At 58.5% G+C, this 21,937-nt stretch carries 21 protein-coding genes and 1 pseudogene; 12 read left to right on the top strand and 10 right to left on the bottom strand.

Going from position 1 to position 21,937, the window contains the following annotated elements; translation table 11 throughout:
* Positions 1 to 7: 7 nt before the first annotated feature.
* Together PspR84_RS23725 and PspR84_RS23720 are read right to left on the bottom strand one after the other, a co-directional pair.
* A complete protein-coding gene (locus PspR84_RS23725) occupies positions 8 to 3,121 on the bottom strand; it encodes a multidrug efflux RND transporter permease subunit (RefSeq protein ID WP_160059341.1) in 3,114 nt (1,037 codons plus the stop codon).
* Positions 3,118 to 4,278, bottom strand: a complete 1,161-nt coding sequence (locus PspR84_RS23720; protein ID WP_160059340.1) for an efflux RND transporter periplasmic adaptor subunit — start codon at positions 4,276 to 4,278, stop codon at positions 3,118 to 3,120. Before PspR84_RS23720 ends, PspR84_RS23725 begins: the two co-directional genes overlap by 4 nt.
* A 1,177-nt stretch (positions 4,279 to 5,455) precedes the next feature.
* Between PspR84_RS23720 and PspR84_RS23715 the strand changes: the two genes are divergently transcribed.
* The 4 genes from PspR84_RS23715 (at position 5,456) to PspR84_RS23705 (ending at position 6,703) form a co-directional block, all read left to right on the top strand.
* A complete protein-coding gene (locus tag PspR84_RS23715) occupies positions 5,456 to 5,818 on the top strand; it encodes a DUF6124 family protein (RefSeq protein WP_093430677.1) in 363 nt (120 codons plus the stop codon).
* A 229-nt stretch (positions 5,819 to 6,047) separates the two neighbouring features.
* Entirely contained in the window at positions 6,048 to 6,233 is a 186-nt protein-coding gene (locus PspR84_RS29735; RefSeq protein ID WP_238785167.1) for a hypothetical protein, read from the top strand.
* Positions 6,230 to 6,352 carry a hypothetical protein gene (locus tag PspR84_RS29815; RefSeq protein WP_275113757.1) on the top strand — a complete coding sequence of 41 codons (123 nt, stop codon included), beginning with the start codon at positions 6,230 to 6,232 and terminating at the stop codon, positions 6,350 to 6,352. Before PspR84_RS29735 ends, PspR84_RS29815 begins: the two co-directional genes overlap by 4 nt.
* Before the next feature lie 111 nt (positions 6,353 to 6,463).
* Positions 6,464 to 6,703, top strand: coding sequence for a hypothetical protein (locus tag PspR84_RS23705; RefSeq protein ID WP_102901568.1), 240 nt, complete (start codon positions 6,464 to 6,466; stop codon positions 6,701 to 6,703).
* Positions 6,704 to 6,807: 104 nt separating this feature from the next.
* Here PspR84_RS23705 and PspR84_RS23700 read toward each other — a convergent pair whose 3' ends face one another.
* The 5 genes from PspR84_RS23700 to norR form a co-directional block, all read right to left on the bottom strand.
* Positions 6,808 to 7,557 carry a YkgJ family cysteine cluster protein gene (locus PspR84_RS23700; protein ID WP_160059339.1) on the bottom strand — a complete coding sequence of 250 codons (750 nt, stop codon included), beginning with the start codon at positions 7,555 to 7,557 and terminating at the stop codon, positions 6,808 to 6,810.
* An 83-nt stretch (positions 7,558 to 7,640) separates the two neighbouring features.
* Positions 7,641 to 7,967, bottom strand: coding sequence for a hypothetical protein (locus tag PspR84_RS23695; RefSeq protein WP_160059338.1), 327 nt, complete (start codon positions 7,965 to 7,967; stop codon positions 7,641 to 7,643).
* A gap of 147 nt (positions 7,968 to 8,114) precedes the next feature.
* The gene (locus PspR84_RS23690) at positions 8,115 to 8,573 is read right to left on the bottom strand and encodes an N-acetyltransferase (RefSeq protein WP_160059337.1); all 459 of its coding nucleotides are present in this window, start codon (positions 8,571 to 8,573) and stop codon (positions 8,115 to 8,117) included.
* 27 nt (positions 8,574 to 8,600) lie between these two features.
* On the bottom strand, positions 8,601 to 9,503 hold the full coding sequence (locus tag PspR84_RS23685; RefSeq protein WP_007916955.1) for a chemotaxis protein: 903 nt from the start codon (positions 9,501 to 9,503) through the stop codon (positions 8,601 to 8,603).
* A 326-nt stretch (positions 9,504 to 9,829) separates the two neighbouring features.
* Entirely contained in the window at positions 9,830 to 11,389 is a 1,560-nt protein-coding gene (gene norR, locus PspR84_RS23680) for a nitric oxide reductase transcriptional regulator NorR (RefSeq protein ID WP_160059336.1), read from the bottom strand.
* Between the two features lie 164 nt (positions 11,390 to 11,553).
* On the opposite strand from norR, the gene hmpA reads away from it, so the two are divergent.
* The 8 genes from hmpA to PspR84_RS23640 all read left to right on the top strand — a co-directional run bounded on the left by hmpA (position 11,554) and on the right by PspR84_RS23640 (position 20,057).
* Entirely contained in the window at positions 11,554 to 12,735 is a 1,182-nt protein-coding gene (gene hmpA, locus PspR84_RS23675) for an NO-inducible flavohemoprotein (RefSeq protein ID WP_160059335.1), read from the top strand.
* Positions 12,736 to 12,990: 255 nt separating this feature from the next.
* Positions 12,991 to 13,500 (top strand): disulfide bond formation protein B, encoded by a 510-nt coding sequence (locus tag PspR84_RS23670; RefSeq protein ID WP_160059334.1) that lies wholly within the window; start codon positions 12,991 to 12,993, stop codon positions 13,498 to 13,500.
* An 840-nt stretch (positions 13,501 to 14,340) separates the two neighbouring features.
* Positions 14,341 to 15,282 carry a ubiquinol oxidase subunit II gene (gene cyoA, locus PspR84_RS23665; protein WP_007916947.1) on the top strand — a complete coding sequence of 314 codons (942 nt, stop codon included), beginning with the start codon at positions 14,341 to 14,343 and terminating at the stop codon, positions 15,280 to 15,282.
* Between the two features lie 3 nt (positions 15,283 to 15,285).
* Positions 15,286 to 17,316, top strand: coding sequence for a cytochrome o ubiquinol oxidase subunit I (gene cyoB, locus PspR84_RS23660; protein ID WP_007916945.1), 2,031 nt, complete (start codon positions 15,286 to 15,288; stop codon positions 17,314 to 17,316).
* 3 nt (positions 17,317 to 17,319) lie between these two features.
* Entirely contained in the window at positions 17,320 to 17,943 is a 624-nt protein-coding gene (gene cyoC, locus PspR84_RS23655; protein WP_016985612.1) for a cytochrome o ubiquinol oxidase subunit III, read from the top strand.
* A complete protein-coding gene (cyoD, locus tag PspR84_RS23650) occupies positions 17,943 to 18,278 on the top strand; it encodes a cytochrome o ubiquinol oxidase subunit IV (RefSeq protein WP_007916940.1) in 336 nt (111 codons plus the stop codon). The genes cyoC and cyoD overlap by 1 nt, the downstream gene beginning before the upstream one ends.
* An 11-nt stretch (positions 18,279 to 18,289) precedes the next feature.
* Entirely contained in the window at positions 18,290 to 19,177 is an 888-nt protein-coding gene (gene cyoE, locus PspR84_RS23645) for a heme o synthase (RefSeq protein WP_007916939.1), read from the top strand.
* Positions 19,178 to 19,565: 388 nt separating this feature from the next.
* Positions 19,566 to 20,057 carry a RidA family protein gene (locus PspR84_RS23640; protein WP_034156086.1) on the top strand — a complete coding sequence of 164 codons (492 nt, stop codon included), beginning with the start codon at positions 19,566 to 19,568 and terminating at the stop codon, positions 20,055 to 20,057.
* A 288-nt stretch (positions 20,058 to 20,345) separates the two neighbouring features.
* On the opposite strand, the gene PspR84_RS23635 is transcribed toward PspR84_RS23640, so the two are convergent.
* From PspR84_RS23635 to PspR84_RS23630, 3 genes and pseudogenes are all read right to left on the bottom strand, one after another.
* On the bottom strand, positions 20,346 to 21,047 hold the full coding sequence (locus PspR84_RS23635) for a hypothetical protein (protein ID WP_095048382.1): 702 nt from the start codon (positions 21,045 to 21,047) through the stop codon (positions 20,346 to 20,348).
* Positions 21,048 to 21,164: 117 nt separating this feature from the next.
* A pseudogene (locus tag PspR84_RS29730) lies at positions 21,165 to 21,329 on the bottom strand (two-component sensor histidine kinase); the annotation flags it as partial.
* 39 nt (positions 21,330 to 21,368) lie between these two features.
* On the bottom strand, positions 21,369 to 21,884 hold the full coding sequence (locus tag PspR84_RS23630) for a DUF6622 family protein (RefSeq protein ID WP_160059333.1): 516 nt from the start codon (positions 21,882 to 21,884) through the stop codon (positions 21,369 to 21,371).
* Positions 21,885 to 21,937: the final 53 nt, after the last annotated feature.

The raw sequence follows: 21,937 nt of genomic DNA, 5'->3' as shown, positions 1-21,937 counted from the left end.
CCCTGCCTCAGTCTGTGGTCGCCAATGCCGGTGCGGGCGATGGGGCTGGTGGGTGTGAGTGCCGGTGAAACAGCCGCTCGAGCCACAAGTATATGACTGGAGTGGTAAACAACGTCAGCATCTGGCTGACCAGCAAACCGCCCACCACCGCGATCCCCAGCGGCTGGCGCAACTCGGCGCCGGTGCCGTAACCGAGCATCAGCGGCAGGGCGCCGAGCAGGGCGGCGAGGGTGGTCATGATGATCGGCCGGAATCGCGTGATGCACGCCTCGAAAATCGCATCCTGCGGCGACAGGCCTCGGTGTCGTTGGGCTTCGAGGGCGAAGTCGATCATCAGGATGCCGTTCTTCTTGACGATACCGATCAGCAACACCAGACCGATCAGCGCCATGATCGAAAAGTCCTGGCCGCAGATCCACAGCATGATCACCGCGCCCAAACCCGCCGCCGGCAGCGTCGAGATGATCGTCAGCGGGTGCACGAAGCTTTCATAAAGCACACCGAGAATGATGTACACCGCCACCAGCGCCGCGAGAATCAGCCACGGCTGACTGGCCAGCGAACTCTGGAACGCCTGCGCCGCGCCCTGGAAATTGCCGCTGATCGCGGTGGGCATGCCGATCTCGGCCTTGGCCTGATTGAGCAGAATTACCGCATCACCCAACGCCACGCCGGGCGCCAGATTGAACGACAGGTTGGCGGCCGGGAACATGCCATCGTGGGCAATCGACAACGGGCCAATAGTCGGCGCATCGAACTTGGCCAGCGCCGACAGCGGCACCATCTCGCCACTCAGCGGCGAGCGCAGGTAAAAGTAGTTGAGGCTTTCGGCCTTGCCGCGTTGTTTGGTGTCCAGCTCCAGAATCACGTTGTACTGGTTGACCTGGGTCTGGAATTCATTGATCTGCCGTTGACCGAAGGCGTCGTACAGCGCCTCGTCGACATCGCTGGCGGTCAGGCCAAAACGCGCGGCGGCGCTGCGGTCGATGCTGATGTGGGTGATGCTGCCGCCCAGTTGCAGGTCGTTGGAAATGTCGCGGAACGCTGGGTTGCTGCGCAGTTTTTCGGTGAGGCGTTGCGTCCATGTCGCGAGGGTTGCGCCGTCGTTACTCTTGAGCACGTATTGATACTGCGCGCGGCTCGGGCCGGAGCTGAGGTTGATGTCCTGGCCGGCGCGCAGATAGAGGACGATGCCGGGGACTTTCATCAGTTGCGGACGGATGCGGTCGATGAACTGGCTGGCGCTGACATCACGGTCGCCGCGTTTTTTCAGGGCGATCCAGAAGCGGCCGTTGGCGATGGTCTGGTTGCTGCCGGACACGCCGACCGAATGGGAGAACGCCTGCACGGCCGGATCGGCAGCGACGATTTCGGCCATGGCCAAGTGTTTTTTCACCATGTCGCCGTAGGAAATATCCGCAGCGGCTTCGGTGGTGCCGAGGACGAAACCGGTGTCCTGCACCGGGAAGAAGCCCTTGGGGATAAAGATGTAACCGCCGATGGCCATGGCCAGCGATAAACCGAACACGCCGATCATCAGTTTCTGATGGGCGAGGGCGCGGCGCAGTCCTCGTTCGTACCAGCCGAGCAGGCGTTCGCTGAAACCCGGTTTGTCGTGGGCGTGGTGCACCGGTTTACGCATGAACAATGCAGCGAGAGTCGGCGCCAGGGTCAGCGAGACCACCACGGAAATCATGATGGTGGAGGTTGCGGTCAGGGCGAACTCCTTGAACAGACGCCCGACCACACCGCCCATGAACAGCAGCGGAATAAACGCCGCCACCAGCGAGAAACTGATCGAAACTACCGTGAAGCCGATCTCGCCGGCGCCCTTGATCGCCGCTTCGCGCATATCGTCGCCGGCCTCCAGATGCCGGTGGATGTTCTCCACCACCACGATCGCATCGTCGACCACAAATCCCACGGCCACCACGATCGCCACCAGCGTCAGGTTGTTCAGGCTGAAACCGAGGATATACATCAGCGCGAAACTGGCGATCAACGACACGCCGAGCACCGCCGAAACAATCAAGGTCGCTGACAATTGGCGCAGAAACAGCGCCATCACCGCGACCACCAGCAGGATCGCGATCAATAGGGTGATCTCGACCTCATGCAGCGAGGCACGAATGGTTTGGGTGCGGTCGATCAGGGTTTTCACTTGCACCGAAGCTGGCAACATCGCTTCAAGGCCGGGCAGGGCGGCTTGAATGCGGTCAACGGTTTCAACGATGTTCGCGCCCGGTTGACGCGAGATCACCAGATTCACCCCCGGTTGATCACCGGCCCACGCTTGCACGTAGGCATCTTCCGAACCGTTGACGACTTTGGCGACATCGCGCAGGTGAACCGGCGCGCCATCCTTGTAGGAAACGATGAGTTGGCTGTAGTCCTCGGGGTGGAACAACTGGTCGTTGGTCGACAGCGTCGAGATGCTCGATTCGCCGTACAGCGCACCTTTGGCCAAGTTAAGGCTGGTCTGCTGGATCGCCAGACGAATGTCGGCGAGGGTCAGGCCGATCGCCGCGAGTTTGTCGGCCGAGGCTTGTACGCGAATCGCCGGACGTTGCTGACCGGTGATGTTGATTTGTCCCACGCCGTCGATCTGACTGATCTGACGCGAGAGCAGGGTTTCCACCAGATCGCTGAGTTCGGTGCCGGGCATTTGCGTCGAGCTGACGCTGAGGATCAGCACCGGGCTGTCGGCCGGGTTGACCTTCTTCCAGGTCGGTAGCGTCGGCATGTCCTTGGGCAGTTTGCCGGCGGCGGTGTTGATCGCCGCTTGGACTTCCTGCGCGGCGGTGTCGATGCTTTTATCGAGGGTGAATTGCAGGGTCAAAAGGCTGGAGCCCAAGGCACTGCTGGAGGTCATCTGGGTCATGCCGGGGATGGCACTGAATTGCACCTCCAGCGGCGTGGCCACGGACGAGGCCATGGTGTCGGGGCTGGCGCCTGGCAACTGCGCGGACACCTGAATTGTCGGAAATTCCGCTTCCGGCAGTGGGGCAATCGGCAAGCGCGGGAAGGCAATCAAACCGACCAGCACCAGAGCGATGGTCAGCAGGATTGTGGCGACCGGGTGATCGATGCACCACGTCGAAACGCCTTTGTGCGCCTTCATGGTTTCGGCTCCGCCTGCACCACTTGCGGCGGCTCGCTCATGACTTGCACGGTCGAGCCGGGTTTGAGCCGCGACTGGCCGTCGGTGACCAGCACGTCACCGGCCTTCACACCTTTGATGATGTCCTGGCCGCTGCCTTGGTAAACCATCTGCACTTGCACGGCTTCGACCTTGTCGCCGTTCACGCGGTAAACGAAGTGTTGGTCGAGGCCACGTTGTACGACGGTGGGCGGAACCACCAGCGCATCTTTGTCGAGGGCTGTCTGAATTTTTACCGTGACCAGCAGGCCGGGCCAGAGCTTCTGGCTGGCGTTGGCGAATTCGGCTTTGGCACGGATGGTGCCGGTGTTGGCGTTGATCTGGTTGTCGATCAGGGTCAGGTGACCTTCGCCGAGCAGGTTGCCGGTTTCACCGTCGGTGTCGGCGCCGATGTACGCCTTGACCTGTGCGCGCTGTGGATCGTTGATCAGGCCTTGCAGGGTCGGCAGCATTTGCTGGGGCAGGGAAAATTCGACGGCAATCGGGTCGATCTGGGTGACGGTGAACAGGCCGGCGGTGTCGGTCATGCGCAGGAAGTTGCCTTCGTCGACGGTGCGAATACCGACGCGGCCGGTGACCGGGGAGCGGATCTGCGTGTAGGAAAGTTGTACTTGTGCGGAATCGATGGAGGCCTGGTTGCCTTGGGCGGTGGCCTTCAATTGGTTGACCAGGGCTTGTTGCTGGTCGTAGGTCTGTTTCGAGATGCCGTCGTCGACGGTGAGCAGTTTGTAGCGTTTGAGGTTGACCAGGGCGACTTGCAGTTGCGCCTGGCTTTCGCCCAGTTGCGCGCGGGCCTGGTCGAGGCTGGCGCGGATTGAGCGGTCGTCGATGGTGGCCAGCAGGTCGCCGGCTTTGACGAGCTGGCCTTCTTTGACGAGGATTTTGGTGAGGATGCCGTCTATTTGTGGGCGCACTACGACGCTGTGTAATGAGAGTACGGAGCCGATGCCGCTGGTGTAGCGGGGGACGTCTTTTGCGCTGACCGCTATGACTCGCACGGGGATGGCGGTGGGGGTGGCGAGTTTGGTGGGGGCGGGTTTCAGGGCGTACCACAGACCTGCGCCTGCGAGGGCGATCAATAGGGTGGCGAGCAGGGCTTTGTTCTTTTGGATTCGCATGCGGGGTGGGCGCCGGACGGAGTTTGGGCAGGGTTAGGGTCTTTATAAACTTGTTTGGGGGTCAGGAGGGTGACGGCTAGCTGTCGGCGCTGTCAGTTTCGCTGTGTACATATCCGTTGCTGCGGTAACGGCGGCTTAGGGTTTCGCCCTTACGGCGACTCACTTTTTTACAAGCGCCTAAAAAAGTAAGCAAAAAACGCTTGCTCCTACGTACGGCCCGCTCGCTGGGGCTCGGGGTTCCTTCGCTCCGGGATCGATCCGGGCGCAGCGCCTACGGTTTGCTTCGCTGCACCTCCTCTCGCTGTGTTTGGCTGCGCCAAACGGTCGCTGCGCTCCTACGCCCGGATCAATCCCTCCACTCAGCCTTCCGACGTCGCCCGCGGATCAAGATCAAGAGCAGGCGAGCTGACACTCGGCCTATTGAGTGGTGAGGAGCGGGTGTTCGGCTTTGGTTTTTTGGTGGATTTGCCCCTCACCCCAGCCCTCTCCCGAGGGAGAGGGAGCCGATTTGTGGGCTTTTCAAGATCTGAATTCAACGCGGCACTGCACGTCGGCGTAACTCTCCCAAACACCTCGGTCAGTCCCCTCTCCCTTCGGGAGAGGGCTAGGGTCAGGGGCTTTTGATCTGTTTCAGAATCTGAGTTCGGCTCGGTATTTCACGTCGACGTACTTCGCCCAAACACCTCAATCAGTCTCCTCTCCCTCCGGGAAAGGGCCAGGGTGAGGGGCTTTTGATCTGTTTCAAAACCTGAGTTCAACACGGTATCGCACGTCGGCGTAGCTCTGCCAAACACCTCGGTCAGTCCCCTCTCCCTTCGGGAGAGGGCTAGGGTGAGGGTTGGCTTTGGCTGTTTAAATTTGTGTCAAATAACCAGAACCTTCCCACAAGGTTTTCAGGTTGTCCGTCGGACGTGCGCTCTCTAGTCTTTGGCTGTCGCCGAAAACTCGGTGATCGGGTGTGAGAACCCTGAAAAATTAGTGAATCAGTCCATCAGTCCGCATAATTGCCGGCGGCTTGTCCGCTGCCTGCAAATGCTTCATGGCGGCTATGTGCGGGCAGACTTCGGTCTGGCCGGTTTCCTATTTTTCCGGTTTCTCACCCCGCACATAGCTGCCACCCACTTCGCCGCGTGAGAAACGGCAAGGGATGGCTCCCATTTGCAAAATAGGGTTTCCAATGACTAAGCCAGTTCCAGATCCACCCATCGATCCCACCACCCCACTCGAAGACGCCATCCGCGCTGACGACCAGATAAAAACCCGCGAAGCCATCAAGCGCGCTCTCGATTTCTACCTCTGTCCCGAACCGGTCAAACCGCGTCAGCCCAGTACGATGTTCCTCATCCACCCGAACATCGACACCGAAAGCCTACTCGCTCACGCCTGCGAATCGCTGGCTTCAGCCAATGTCATGGCCGGTGATCTGGCTGATCAGCTCAGTCGCCCGCAGCGCAGCACGGCGCTAGCGATCCAGCAGATTGTCATGCTTGCCGAGCTGGCGGTGAACCGGGCGCTGGATCGGGTTGATCCTCAGGGTTGAACACCGCTTCATCGTTCATCGCCAGCAGGCTGGCTCCCACAGTTAAAACGCATTCCAATTGTAGGAGTGAGCCTGCTCGCGATGGCGGTATAACGGTCCCAAAAAGGGACCGATCAGTCCCAATCAGGGACTTATTTACCCACTACGCTTCTCAAGATCCGTCCCTGCACGCGGATAAACATTGTGTAGCCCGGGTTCTCTGGGCCGCTCACCCCGGGAGTGTCTTGAAATGAAGCTGAAAACCGCTCTGCCATCTGTGCTCCTCTTGCTTCCACTCACTACGTTTGCAGCGCCTGCCAGTCAATCCGGCGAGATCCGCTTCGCCGGGCAAATCGTTGACTCGGGTTGTCAGGTCGGACCAGTCGGGGCGTTTGCGTCTCGTGAGTCTCGCCAGATCGAAATCAAGCCGGTGTGAAAGTCGATGTCGACACCGATCGCAACGCTTGCAGTCATCAGTCGCTGCCGATTTCCATGCGCTACGAAGCACTCAAGACCTCGACTGACAAAGGCATCGTCACCATCACCTACCTGTAAACCGTTCGGCGTGCGCTGCAAATCTTCAGGTGCCCAACCTTGGCGCACAGGTATACTGCGCGCCTTCGCGGCTCACTGATCGGGCCCGACTTTTTGCTTTCCGGAGCTTTTATGACTTCCCCGACCCTGCCGCCGGTTGACGACGCTGTTAGCGATGTCCCGGCTGAACTGGCCGACACCAGCGATACCAAAGCCGATATCCCGGCGTTCAAATTTCCGTTCAAACCGGGCGAACTGGCTTCTGCCAAAGGCTCGAACCAGCCGTGGTACAAGAACGGCGCCAAGAACGGCCACACCAAGACCCCGGGCATGGCGCCGCCGGGCACCCGTCGTTCGATGGGTAAGCGCTGAGTTTTAATCCTGCCTGCGCTCAACGCGGCGATTGATACTGCCTGTGCCGGACCTTTCGCTGGCTTGCCAGCGATGAGGCCCGGGCGGACGCTGAAGAAACTGGATCAAGCCGCCCGCAGCGAAATAAACGCATACGTCTGCGCGGGTTCAGTCACCACCTGCGCTCCGGCCGCCAACACTTGCCCGGCCACATCATCTCCGGACACATGAAACACCCACTCACTCGGAGCAGTTGCCAGCGGTTGCGCGGTAACCTGATCAATCACCGCAGCAAACGCCTCCATGTTCGGCAAGTACGCAGTAAACCCGTCTCCTTTCAGCGCTGTGGTACGAATCCCCAGCATCGCGCAGATCGCGTCCTTGATGCCGATATCATCTCGATCCGCCTGACGCGAGCGCTGAATCAACTCCACCAGTTCCTGATCCACCAACTCACCGCCAGCAATCAACACCGGCCCCTGTTGCCAGGACTCCGGCGGACAATCCTTGGCGGCCGGGTTGAGCGGTATATGCGGATTGATTTCCGCCGGATAGATGCGACACACCAACGGCCGCCGCTCGTAGATCCGGCACAGTTTGTCTTCGTCAAGATTCCGGCAGGGGCCGACGTTGTAAGCGGCGAAGGTGATCGCCACATGGGCGTTCGTTGCGCCGCTGCGAACGACCACTGAGCGCCGTTCGGCATGTTCACGCTGCTGCGCCGGTAAACCCAGGCCATTACCAAGAAAGGCCTCGACCAACACGATCACCTGACCGCCATCCGCCGCCCACATGCGGGCTTCGGCCAGGGTCAGCGGGACATGGTGATCGGTGCAGCATTTGCCGCAGCCTACGCAGGAAAACGTCGTATTCATTGAGCGATCTGTCTTCAATCAGGGTGTGAAACGGTGGCGGAAAACCACCGCACAGGCGCGGATCGAAGCAAGTTATGCGCCATTCACTGGGTTTTGCCGGTCGGACGGATCGAGTCCCACTCGGTGACGAAAGCAGTTTTCGATTTTTTGTTGTACAGGCACAGCTCGGCGCCTTGCTGGCCTTTCATGTGTTTTTGCGGGTATTGGCCTTGCAGCAGAATGGCGGTGTAGCCGACACGGTCATCGAATTGTGCGGGCGTGCCGACGGGTTTGGCGTTTTTCAGGCCGCTGGCTTTGGTGCAACTGGCGAGCACGGTTTTGTCGTAGGCGGCCCAGGCGTCGGGGCTGGAGGCGTGGGCTTGGGAGGTGAGGGCGGTGAGGCAGAGCAGGCTTGCGGTGAGGGTTTTCATGGTGGGCGTCCTTGGTCGTGGGTGGCCAAGGTTGGAGTGTGCCGGGGGTGAAAAGTTGTCTGGGGTGGCCCCATCGCGAGCAGGCTCACTCCTACATTTTGGAATGCATTCCCCTGTAGGAGTGAGCCTGCTCGCGATGACGGACTTTCAGTCCGGCACCAACTCCCGCCGGACCACATACATCCCGGCACTTTCATACAAGCGCTGCGCCCGCCGGTTGTCTTCCAGCACCTTCAGATCAACAAACCCTTCGCGGCGTTGCTGAAACACCTTGAATGCATTGAGCAGCAACGCCCGGCCCAGTCCGCGGCCCTGCATGCGCGGATGCACCACCAGATTCTTGATATAGGCGCTGGTCCAGCATTGCGCCACACCGACCACGCCTTCGCCATCACGGGCAATTAAACACAGCGTCGGATCATATTCAGGATCGGTCTCGAACTGTTGCTGCCAAGCGTCCAGTGCTGGTACCCGGCCGCCGCCTTCGTGATAACCGAGTTGCATCAAATGATGCACGTCCGCCGCCATTCCGACGGAGTACGTGCACAGTTCAATGTCTTGTGGCCAAGGTGCATCCGGCGCGTCCTTACCGAGGTCGCGCCGCATCAAAAAACAGTACGTCTCAGCCAAGACTCAGTGCCCGTGTGCCGCGACGTGTTTGGCCGCTTCGATCAGGCAGTGGGTCAGTTCCGGCGAGGAGAACTTGGTCAGTACGCCATTCGCCCCGGCCAGACGCGCTTTCTCGCTGTTCATCGCGCTGTCGAGCGAGGTGTGCAGCAGCACGTACAGATGGGCGAAGTCCGGGGTCTCGCGCAAAGTGCGGGTGAAGGCGTAGCCGTCCATCTCGGACATTTCGATGTCGGAGACAATCAGGTTGATTTGTTGCGCCGTGCCTTGCAGGTCGAGCAGGCAGTCGATGGCTTCCTTGGCACTGCGTGCGGTGTGGCATTGCAGGCCGAGGTTGCGCAGGGTGTGCACCGATTGCTGCAGCGCCACCTGGCTGTCGTCGACCACCAGAATCCGCGCGTTGCCGAGCACATCAGCGTCTTCCATGCTCAGGTCGGTCGGGGCCATTTCGATCTGCGCCGGGGCGATGCTGTGGATAACTTTTTCGATATCCAGCACCTGCACCAGTGTGCCGTCCACCGAGGTCACGCCGGTGATGTAGGCGCGCGAACCGCCGGAGCCGAACGGCGGCGGTTTGATGTCGGTGGTCAGGCAGTGGACGATTTTGCTCACCGCTTGTACGTGCAGGCCCTGCTTGGAGCGGCTGACGTCGGTGACGATCAGGCAGCCGCCGTTGGGATCTTCCAGCGGGCGCTCGCCGATGGCGCGGCTGAGGTCGATGACCGACAGCGAGGCGCCGCGCAACGTGGCGATACCTTTCACGTGCGGGTGCGACTCCGGCAGTTTGGTCAGCGGCGGGCAGGGGATGATTTCACTGACTTTCAGCAGGTTGATCGCCATCAACTTGCCGCTGCGCAAGGTAAACAGCAGAAGCGAAAGTGAGTCTGCGCGGGCTTTGGTGGAGGACATATGAACCTTCTGTGGAAAGGTGGTGGGCGAGGGTGCAAATCGCCAGAAACTATTGATGCCGGGTTATCGGCGTTAAAGGGGTGGGCTTTAGGTTAGTTGTCGGGTGGCGTGCAGATCAAAAGCCAAAGCCCCTCATCGGAACGCCGCCCGCCCAGCCCTCTCCCGGAGGGAGAGGGGGCCGATTGGGGGATATTGTAGTAATTCACCGATCTGAACCTGCTCTGCTGAATCCATAATCGACTCGATGTTTCAGGTCGGCGTATTACGCAAAACACCTCGGTCAGTCCCCTCTCCCTCAGGGAGAGGGCTAGGGTGAGGGTGTGCTTTTAGCTCTTCATCCCGAGCCGTTTGGCCATCCGCCCAAGATTCGCCCGATCCAGCCCCAACTCCCGCGCCGCACTCGCCCAGTTATCCTGATTACGCTCCAGCGCCGCACTGATCAAGCGCCGCTGATACTGCTCGGTCGCACTGCGCAAATCCCCACTGATCAGCGGCATCTCAGCCACGACACCGGCAACAGCCTCAACCGAGTTATCCACAACCTCGCGCGGCAAATCCAGATCCGCCGCGCTCAAACTGAGAATCTTCGGCCGCACCTTGCAGTTGCCCAGCGCCTTCAGCGCACTGCGGCCGATCAAGTGTTCCAGCTCACGCACGTTGCCTGGCCAAGTGTAGGCGAGCAGTGCTTCCTGGGCGTCGCTGTTCAGGCGCAGGCTGTTGAGGCCCATGCGCGAGCGATTCTGTTCGAGGAAGAAACCACTGAGCAGCAACACATCGCGGCCGCGATCACGCAGCGCCGGCACGCGCAACGGGTAGACGCTGAGGCGATGGTAGAAGTCGGCACGATAGCGACCGCTGCGCACTTCCTCGGCGAGGTCGCGGTTGGTCGCGGCAATCAGGCGCACATCGACCTGATGCTCCTTGTCCGAGCCCAAACGCTGCAACTGGCCGCTCTGCAAGACGCGGAGCAATTTCGCCTGCACGGTCAGGGACAATTCACCGACCTCATCGAGAAACAGCGTGCCGCCATTGGCCAGTTCGAACTTGCCACGCCGGTCGCTGGTGGCGCCGGTGAAGGCGCCGCGCACGTGGCCGAACAGTTCGCTTTCGACCAGCGTATCCGGCAGCGCGGCGCAGTTGAGGCTGATGATCGGTTTGTCGGCGCGCGGTGAGGCGGCGTGAATGGCTTGGGCGACCAGCTCTTTGCCAACGCCGGTTTCGCCGGTGATCAACACGGTCAGATCGCTGCCGCCGACCAGATTGATCTCTTCCACTAACTTCTTCAGCGCCTTGCTCTGACCGATCATTTCGCGATTCTGCTGGCCGCTCGCCTGACGATAAACCTCGGCGCGCTGATGTTCGTCTTCTGCGCGATTGGCCAGGCGTTGAATACGTTCGGCGGCATTGACCGTGGCCGAGGCCAGGCTGGCGAAGGCTTGCAAGGCATCGAGTTCGATCGGCTCGAACCGCTCGGGATCGAGAGCGTCGAGGGTAATCAGGCCCCAGAGTTTTTCATCGACGAATAAAGGACAGCCGAGGCAATCGTGGACTTCGAGGTGTTCGTCGAGGCCATCGACCAAGCCGTCATAAGGATCGGGCAAGTCGCTGTCGGCGGCGAATCGCGTGGGTCCGGCACCGCTCAAGAGTATTTCAAAGCGCGGGTGTTCGCTGACCTTGAAGCGCCGGCCGAGGGTGTCGGTGCTTAAACCGTCCACCGCCAGCGGCACCAGCGCTTCGCCGTCGAGGCGCAACAACGCTGCAGCGTCGCAGGGCAGCAAGGCGCGCATGGCTTCCAGTAAACGTCGATAACGCTCGCCCTCGGGCAGTTCGCGGGACAAGTCGGAGACGAGAGGCAGCAGGGCGGTCAGCAGGGATTTGGCGGTCATGGTCTTGTAGTCAAAGAGACAAGATGTAGTCCGGATGACTATAAGGGGCTTTGAGTCTTTATGACTACGATATTTTCAAGCTATTGATTTATATGGATAAATAAGTTGGCACGGAACCTGATAACCCTAAGGTAACTTTTCAAGAAAGCTCAGGAGTCATTCTTATGCTTAGCGTCCAGGATCGTGCCATCGTCAAATCAACCGTGCCTCTGTTGGAAAGCGGCGGTGAAGCGCTGATCACTCACTTCTACCGCATGATGCTCTCTGAATACCCTGAGGTCCGCCCGCTGTTCAACCAGGCGCACCAGGCCAGCGGCGATCAGCCTCGCGCCTTGGCTAACGGCGTATTGATGTATGCACGGCACATCGATCAGCTCGACCAGTTGGGCGATCTGGTGGCGAAGATCATCAACAAGCATGTGGCCCTGCAGATCCTCCCGGAGCACTACCCGATTGTCGGCGCCTGTTTGCTGCGCGCCATCTCCGAAGTGCTCGGCGAAGAGATCGCCACGCCAGAAGTGATGAGCGCCTGGGGCGCGGCGTACGGCCAATTGGCGGACATTCTGATCGGCGCCGAAACCGCCATCTACGACCAGAAAGAACAAGCCGTCGGCGGCTGGCGCGGGGCGCGTGAGTTCATCGTTGCGGCCAAGGTCGAGGAGAGTGCAGAAATCATCTCCTTCTACTTCGAGCCTGCTGACAAAGGCCCGATCCTCGCGGCCGAACCGGGTCAGTACATCGGCATGAAGCTGATCCTCGACGGCGAAGAAATCCGCCGCAACTACTCGCTGTCGGCCCTGGCGAACAAGGGTCAGTACCGCATCAGCGTCAAACGCGAACCGGGTGGTCGTGCGTCCAATCACTTGCACGATCAACTGCAGGTCGGCGCGAGCATCCAGCTGTTTCCACCATCGGGCGAGTTCACCTTGACCGCGAGCGATAAGCCGTTGGTGTTGATCAGCGGCGGCGTCGGCATCACGCCAACTCTGGCGATGCTTGAAGCCGCGCTGGAAACCAAGCGTCCGGTGCACTTTATCCACTGCGCGCGTAACGGCAGCGTGCATGCGTTCCGTGACTGGATTGATGATCTGGCTGAGCGTAATCCGCAACTCAAGCGTTTTTACTGCTACGCCGAAGATGACGGTGTCAGCCCGGCGGCGGACAAGGTCGGGATGCTGGATCAGGCACTGCTGGGCGAGTGGTTGCCGGCTCAGCGTGATGTCGACGCTTACTTCCTTGGACCGAAGGGTTTCATGGGTGCGATCAAGCGTCATCTGAAGGCGCTGGGTGTGCCGGAGAAGCAGAGTCGTTATGAGTTCTTCGGGCCGGCTTCGGCTCTGGAATAATCCTTAAGACTGAGTCGCCTTCATCGCGAGCAGGCTCACTCCTACAGGGGCTGTGGCGTACATGAGAATGGTGTACGACGCAGATCCCTTGTAGGAGTGAGCCTGCTCGCGATGGCCGTTACAGGATTCAGATTCTTGAAAAGTGTTTAAAGGTTAATCGTTTCTTAACCGCTTTATCGTTTATTCCCCCGGTGTAGACTTGCGACAACCTTCAGCCGCGAGCCGGTTGAACCATGGACATTAAAGGGAAACGCGATGAGCGAGGAAACGATTCGGTTGGGCCGTGAGCGGCGCTTTCTGGTGCTGTTGGGCATCATCTGCCTGGCACTGATCGGCGGTGCGCTGTACATGCAGATCGTGCTCGGCGAAGCACCGTGCCCACTGTGCATTTTGCAGCGCTATGCGTTGCTGCTGATCGCGCTTTTCGCGTTTATCGGCGCGGCCATGCGCAGCCGTCGCAGCATCACCGTGTTTGAAGTACTGGTGGTGATTTGCGCGCTTGCCGGGGCGGCTGTGGCTGGGCATCACGTGTACACCCAGTTCTATCCGGCCGTTAGCTGCGGCATCGATGTGCTGCAGCCGATTGTCGATGATCTGCCGCTGGCGAAGATCTTCCCGCTGGGCTTCCAGGTCGACGGTTTCTGCTCGACGCCGTACCCGCCGATCCTCGGTCTGTCGCTGGCGCAATGGGCACTGGTGGCGTTCGTGCTGGTGGTGATTTTGGTGCCGCTGCTGACCTCGCGTAACCGAAAAGCACTGCGCTGAGTCAACTATTCGGCTGTCTGGCCGATACAGAAAACGCCTCGATTTGCGTATCAGCATATCGGGGCGTTTTGCATTTCAGAGTGTTTGTGAAAACACCGTGACGGACGGCAAGGGAGGGTGTGGCAAGTGTGCGACATGTTGTCACACGCGCCGCGTCGCAGGGCTCTTGGGGGACGCGGAATCGGCCGCTGTTACAAAAAAGGATTGGTCTGTTTCGGGGTTTTTCGGCTTTAGCACGCGAGTGCCAGAGCAGGCAGTTTTAACAAGCGCTGGCATGTGGCCAAAAGCCTTGGGTTATCGGGGCTTGCGCTGTTCGAGCCTTCGGAAAAAGCCTTCAGAGCTGTCTGAACTGACGCGGGTACACCTACAATTTTTGGCGTTTTTGTTGAGAATTGATTTCGATAAGATGCGGAACTTTTGCAAAAATGGCGATGGATTGTTGCTCGAACGGATAAAAATTATTTCGGGATAAGACATGGTGTATAGGGCGCTACCTATCTACAATCGCCCGCACTGAATTCCCGGCACTGTTCAGCCTTTATTAAGGAACGCTTTTTTAAGGCGCTGCGCAGAAAGTCGGGTGTCGAGTGAGTCGCAAGGCTTTCAAGACACCCAGGTGTCGGTGCCTTCCAACTTTCCGCACCAAATGGAATTGGTCTGTAACAAGGCCTTTGACCACGAATTCGAATAAGAACTGACCGCTGTCCCAGGTTTTGTCGAGCGTCTGACGCGCGACGGGCGGCCCTTATTCAATCCAAAGAAAATGCCAACCCTTGGCAGGGTGAAGTGTTGGCGATCAAAACCCAACTGCATTGCGCAAGCTGCTTTAGAGGTCGTGAGATGAGTAAAAACAGGTACCCCAGATTACTAGGCCTAGTGCCGCTGCTCGGCACGTTGTTGCTGGGAGGCTGCAACATGACCTTGCTCAATCCAACGGGCCAGGTTGGCCTGGAACAGCGAAACCTGATCATCACCGCGACCCTGCTGATGCTGTTGGTCGTCGTGCCGGTTATCGTCATGACCTTCCTGTTCGCCTGGAAGTACCGCGCGTCGAACAAGAATGCCGTCTACACCCCGAAATGGTCGCACTCGACCAAGATCGAAGTGGCAGTCTGGACCATCCCGGTCCTGATCATCATTGCCCTGGGTTACATCACCTACATTTCGACCCACGAACTGGACCCGTATCGTCCGATCCAGTCCGACGTCAAGCCAGTGACCATCGAAGTGGTCGCGCTGGACTGGAAGTGGCTGTTCATCTACCCGGAACAAGGCATTGCCACGGTCAACAAGATCGTGTTCCCGGCACACACGCCAATCAACTTCAAGATCACCTCTGACGCTGTGATGAACTCGTTCTTCATCCCGGGTCTGGGCGGCCAGATCTACGCGATGGCGGGCATGCAGACCAAGCTGCACCTGATCGCTGACCGCAACGCTGAGATGGACGGTATCTCCGCCAACTACAGCGGCGCGGGTTTCACCGGTATGAAATTCAAGGCTATCTCCACCACTCAGGAAGATTTCGACGCCTGGGTAAGTGAAGTCAAGAAGTCACCTAAACAGCTTGATCAAGCTGAATACGCGGCCCTTGCCAAACCGAGCCAGAACAACCCAGTCGAGCTCTACTCCTCGGTCACGCCGAACCAGTTCCAGATCATCGTCGACAAGTACGAAGGTATGAAGCCGGGCAAGCCGCTGAAGCACGAGAAGAAAGAGAAAGAAGTGGCGGCCACGGAAATTGACTCGAGTTCGCATTCAGCTGCCGGGGCAGAGGAGTAAACGATGTTTGGTAAATTAAGTTGGGAAGCAGTCCCATTCCACGAGCCGATCGTGATGGTGACCATCGCCATGATCGCCCTCGGTGGTCTGGCGCTGTTCGCTGCAATCACCTACTTCAAGAAGTGGACCTACTTGTGGACCGAGTGGCTGACTTCGGTTGACCACAAGAAAATCGGCGTGATGTACATCATCGTCGCCATGGTCATGCTGCTGCGCGGTTTTGCCGACGCCATCATGATGCGTACCCAGTTGGCCATGGCCACCGAGGGTTCGCCTGGCTACCTGCCACCTGAACACTATGACCAGATCTTCACCGCTCACGGTGTGATCATGATCATCTTCATGGCGATGCCATTCTTCACCGGCCTGATGAACCTTGCAGTGCCGCTGCAGATCGGCGCGCGTGACGTTGCGTTCCCGTTCCTGAACTCCCTGAGCTTCTGGCTGCTGGTATCCGGCGTAGTGCTGATCAACCTGTCCCTGGGCGTCGGCGAATTCGCCAAGACCGGTTGGGTTGCCTATCCACCATTGTCGGGTCTGCAATACAGCCCTGGCGTGGGCATGGACTACTACATCTGGGCGCTACAGCTATCCGGGTTAGGTACGACGCTGACGGGGGTTAACTTCCTCGCGACCGTACTGAAAATGCGTACCCCTGGCATGAAACTGATGGACATGCCGATCTTCACCTGGACCTGCACCTGGGCAAACGTTCTGATCGTGGCTTCGTTCCCGATCCTGACCGCTACCCTGGCACTGCTGACCCTTGACCGTTACATGGATTTCCACATTTTCACCAATGAACTTGGTGGCAATCCAATGATGTACGTCAACCTGTTCTGGGCGTGGGGCCACCCTGAGGTTTACATCCTGATCCTGCCGGCATTCGGCATCTTCTCGGAAGTGATCTCGGCGTTCACCGGCAAGAAACTGTTCGGCCACCATTCGATGATCTACGCTTCGGGCGCGATCTCGGTACTGGGCTTCATGGTTTGGCTGCACCACTTCTTCACCATGGGTTCGGGTGCCAGCGTCAACGCCTTCTTCGGTCTGGCGACGATGCTGATTTCCATCCCGACGGGTGTGAAGCTATTCAACTGGCTGTTCACCATCTACCAGGGCCGTCTGCGCTTCACCAGCCAGGTTCTGTGGACCCTGGGCTTCATGGTGACCTTCGCCATCGGCGGCATGACCGGCGTACTGCTGGCCATCCCGGGTGCTGACTTCGTTCTGCACAACAGCCTGTTCGTGATCGCGCACTTCCACAACGTGATCATCGGCGGTGCGGTATTCGGTTACATCGCTGGTTTCGCGTTCTACTTCCCGAAAGCGTTCGGCTTCAAGCTGCACGAAGGCTGGGGTAAAGCAGCGTTCTGGTTCTGGATCTCGGGCTTCTTCGTCGCGTTCATGCCGCTCTATGCACTGGGCTTCATGGGCATGACCCGTCGTCTGAACGCCACCACCAACCCTGAGTGGGTACCGTACCTGTACGTTGCCATGTTCGGTGCGGTGATGATCGCTGTAGGTATTGCCTGCCAGCTGATCCAGCTCTATGTGAGCGTGCGTGACCGTAACAAGCCAGAGAACGTTTGCGATCACGGTGACCCGTGGAATGCACACACTCTGGAATGGTCGACCTCGTCGCCACCGCCGTTCTACAACTTTGCCGTGCTGCCTAAGGCTGACTGCATCGACCCGTTCACTGAAGCCAAGGAAAACGGTACTGCGTACCAGCGTCCGGCCAAGTACGAGCCGATCCACATGCCGAACAACACCGCCACTGGCGTGGTGATGGGCGCACTGTTGACCGTCTTCGGTTTCGCGATGATCTGGCACATCTGGTGGTTGGCGATCGCCAGCCTGGCCGGCACCGTCATCTACTTCGTGATCCACGCTGCACGTGACGACCAGGGCTATATGGTTCCGGTTGAAACGATCGAGCGTATCGAAGCCGAGCAGCACAAGCGTCTGGTTGCGGCAGGGAAAATCCCGGCCGGTGCCACCCGTGTTGAAACCTCGTTGGAACAGGCTTAAACCATGTCGAACTTAGTGACCAATGTTGGACACGCCCATGGTGACCATGGGCACGATGACCATCACCACGACTCGGGCGAGATGACCGTATACGGTTTCTGGCTCTACCTGATGACCGACTGCATTCTGTTTGCGTCGATCTTCGCGGTGTACGCAGTACTGGTAAACAACGTTGCCGGTGGCCCAGCGGGCCACGACATCTTCGAACTGCCATACGTGCTGGGCGAAACCGCTCTGCTGTTGTTCAGTTCGATCACCTACGGCTTCGCCATGCTGGCGTTGTTCAAAGGCAAGAAGCAGCAGGTTCTGGGTTGGTTATTCATGACCTTCCTGCTCGGCGCAGGCTTTATCGCCATGGAGATCAACGAGTTCCACCTGCTGATCTCCGAGGGCTTCGGTCCTAGCCGTTCGGGCTTCCTGTCCGCGTTCTTCACCCTGGTTGGTACCCACGGTCTGCACGTTTCGGCGGGTCTGATCTGGATGGGCATCATGATGTACCAGGTCAACAAGCACGGCCTGACGGCGACCAACAAGACCCGTCTGAGCTGCCTGAGCCTGTTCTGGCACTTCCTGGACGTGGTGTGGATCTGCGTATTCACCGTTGTTTACCTGATGGGGACTCTGTAATGGCTAATGCACACTCCCATGACAGCCATGATGCTGGCCACGGCAGCGTAAAGTCGTACGCCATTGGCTTCATCCTGTCGGTGATCCTGACCGTCATCCCATTCGGTCTGGTGATGTATCCGAGCCTGCCGAAAGCCACCACGCTGGCAATCGTTCTGCTGTTCGCAGTGATCCAGGTGATTGTTCACCTGTATTACTTCCTGCACCTGGACCGTTCCATTGCTCAGCGTAACAACGTGATTGCATTCGTCTTTACGGCGATCGTGATCGTGCTGCTGGTTGGCCTGTCGTTGTGGATCATGTTCAGCATCCACACCTACATGATGGCGAAGTGAGGTAAGACCCGATGTCGCTCAAGCACTTTATCCAAATCACCAAACCGGGGATCATTTTCGGTAACGTGCTTTCTGTGGCAGGCGGGTTTTTCCTGGCCTCGAAAGGGCATGTGGATCTGGCGGTGTTTCTGGCTGCCATGATCGGTACATCCCTGGTTGTCGCCTCCGGTTGCGTGTTCAACAACTGCATCGACCGCGACATCGACCTGAAGATGGAACGCACCAAGAACCGGGTGCTGGTGCAGGGCTTGATCTCCCTGAAACTGGCCCTGGTCTACGCGACCATCCTTGGTGTTCTCGGCGTTGCATTGTTGTACAAGGTGGCCAACCCATTGGCCGCTTTGTTCGCGGTGATCGGCTTCATCATCTACGTCGGCTTCTACAGCCTGTACCTAAAGCGCAAGTCGGTTCACGGCACGCTGGTGGGCAGTCTGTCGGGCGCCATGCCGCCAGTGATCGGTTACGTTGCCGTAACCAACAGCTTCGACATGGCCGCGCTGACGTTGCTGGTGATGTTCAGCCTGTGGCAGATGCCGCATTCCTACGCCATCGCGATCTTCCGCTTCAACGATTACCTGGCCGCATCGATTCCGGTGTTGCCAGTGAAGCGCGGGATTCAAGTGGCCAAGAAGCACATCCTGCTCTACATCCTGGCGTTCCTTGTAGCGACCTTGATGTTGACCTTCAGCGGTTACGCCGGCATGAGCTACCTCGCCGTCGCCGCGGCCATGGGCATGTACTGGTTGTACATGGCCTGGACCGGCTACAAAGCGGTGGATGATACGGTCTGGGCACGCAAGCTGTTCGTGTTCTCGATCTTCACCATCACTGCGTTGAGCGTCATGATGTCCCTGGACTTCAAGGTGCCCGCAGAGCTGCTGCTGACGTACGCGCCGTAAGGCTCAAAGGCTTGAAGAAAAACCCCGCACATTGAGAGATGTGCGGGGTTTTTTGTTGCCTGGCGTAAAGCCCCTCATCGGAACGCCGCCCGCCCAGCCCTCTCCCAGAGGGAGAGGGGGCCGACCGAGTTGTCTGGAGTCCACCGCCGACCTGCAAAGTCGTGGCGATTATGGATTCGGTAAAGTGCGTTCAGGTCGGTGTACGTCGTCAATATACTGCGTTCGGTTCCCTCTCCCTATGGGAGAGGGCTAGGGTGAGGGTTGCGAGTGGAGTTCAAAACCCCTAGATTTGGATCCAACCCCGACAGTGATAGCACCAAGCCATTTTTTCGGTGTTTTACTGCCGTGATTCGAGCTTCTTCATGCACTGATCATAAGGCTGGGCGAAATGACTGAGAGGATGACCTGCGACGAGCGTTTTATTGCCCTGGCCCAAGAGCTGAACTACGACATTTATGGTGAGAACACTGCTGGCGGCAATTACGCGCCGCTGATCCGTCATCATGATGAGCTGTACATCAGCGGTATGGTGCCACGCACTCACGGCAAGATTCAGTACCCCGGTCGGGTTGGGTTGGAGTTGACCCTCAAGGATGCCCAAGCCGCTGCGAGCATCAGTGCGATGCGTTGTCTGGCGCTGATCGTCGATGCTGTGGGTTCGCTGGACAAGATCAAGGCGTTGTTGCGGGTGACTGTGTATGTGAAGTCGACGCCGGACTTCGTTGACCTGAGTGAAGTGGCCAACGGTGCGTCGGACGTGTTCAGTCATGTGCTTGGCGATGCCGGTCGGCACACGCGCACCACAGTGGGGGTGTATCAGTTGCCGAAGAATGCGGCGATTGAGGTGGACATGATTGTAGCGTTGCACCCTTCGGCTTAAGTGTGGTTTAGCGGCTTGCCCTCACCCTAGCCCTCTCCCGGAAGGAGAGGGGACTGACCGAGGTGTCTTCCGCTATACGTCGACCTGACAGAGCGAGGCGATTGTGGATTCGGCACAGCACTTTCATTTCGGTGTACTTCTACAATATCCCCAAATCGGCTCCCTCTCCCTCGGGAGAGGGCTGGGGTGAGGGGCCTCGGTTTAGGCCATCTCACCCATCTCAAGCCGAAAACCAAAAAGCCCCGCCTGAATCCCAGTGCGGGGCTTTTTAATTTAGCGGCTGCGCTATTACTGCGCGGCGATGCTATATCCATCAAACGCAGTCTGCTGTTGCAGCGCGGTGATGATGTTCTTGCGGTTCACTGCCTGCTCGGTACCAGCGTTGTCGACGAAGACTTCGCTTTCCAGTTCCGCTTCCTCGCCTTCTCCGACGAAGGTGAAACCGAGGAACTCCAGCGCTGCACGGTCAACGTTCAGGCGCGAGCGGGGCGTGCGCAGAGGCAAGGTCACGCTGATGCCGTCTTTGCTGATGGTGAAGATTTCGACTTCTTTCTTCTTCGCAGCCTTGCTCTTGCCGCCGCTCGGATTGCTGATCGCCTGATGGGTCTGGTTCAGCACTTTCAGCGCGAGGCCGTAAACGATTTCCTGGAACGCCGGATCGTCCTTGAAGCTGGACAGGATGCGGCCGATCGAGAACTTGCTGCTGAGGTCGTCAAGCGCAGCGAGGTCGGCGGCTTCGGCATCTTTCAGCGCCTTGAGTTCGCCCATCAGTTCGTAGGCCTTGTCATCATCGAAGCTGTCGTGAGCCTGACGGATCGCCGCGCGCAGCTCGCGGATCTGGTCGCTTTCGCGGGTCGACTGGAACGCGTCCAGGACCATCTCGCTGATGATTTTGGCTTGTGGCAGGTGTTGTGAAAGATTGATGGAGTTTTCGTATTCCGCTTTGGACGATTCGGTGACTACGGATTCAGCGGTGTTGAAATCGGACATTGAAATTTCACTACTTTTTAACTTGAGTGGAGATGAGAAAACCAAGGGCTTTTTCAGGTCGACTAATTTAGGCGAGCGGGGCGGCGTTGTCACGGAGCAACGGGCCGGCGGTCTCAACTATTTGCCTGGGCTGTGCAAATTCATTGAACGCATCATCCATTGTTCGGCGCTTTGCTGATCTGTTGATAGCGAGAAGCGGAACGTCGCGCCACGCCCGCTCATGTCCAGTGACTGTATATCGCGCCCATGTAATTGCAGGATACGGTGCACGATACGCAGCCCCTCAGGAAAAACCGGTGTTGGTGAAAAGCGGTTCCTGAATCATTGGGCGCCCAATGGCGGGCGTTGAGCCTGAAGGGTGCGCAGCAAACGGTAATATTTCAGTGAGCGAGCGCTAATCAGACCACTGATAAAGCCTGATGCTGCGGCTTTGAACAGCAACATATCCGGGGCGGCAGCGCGCTCTGGGTGCACGTCATCCTGATAACCGAAGTAGTAGTTCACTGCAAAAAAAAGCAGGAGCAGAATCAGCGCTTTCCAAGTGCCCGGCACGATCAACCCGGTTTCCGGATCATCAAGATTTATCCCCTTGTTGGGGAAAATCAGCCATGCCGACAGAGCGCCCAGTAACAAAGCAATGAGCCAGCCGCTGAGGCTCAAGCCTGGATCAACCGTCAGGTTCAACGACAACAGCGACCAGCCCAACAACACCAGCGGGGTCGACAGCAGGGAAAACCGGCTTTCATGTTGGGGTTTGCGGGCCTTGAGGCCGAAATACACCAGAACCAGAAAAACCACATAAACCCACAAGGGAGTATTTTGAAGAGTGACGAGCATCGCACAGCGTCCATGCTGGAAAGAGAAGCTGATCATAGCCGTTGCCAGAGCGC

The sequence above is a fragment of the Pseudomonas sp. R84 genome (assembly GCF_009834515.1).
Taxonomy (GTDB): domain Bacteria; phylum Pseudomonadota; class Gammaproteobacteria; order Pseudomonadales; family Pseudomonadaceae; genus Aquipseudomonas.
Note: the sequence above shows the minus strand (reverse complement) of the source record. Positions and strands in the feature narration are given on the sequence as shown.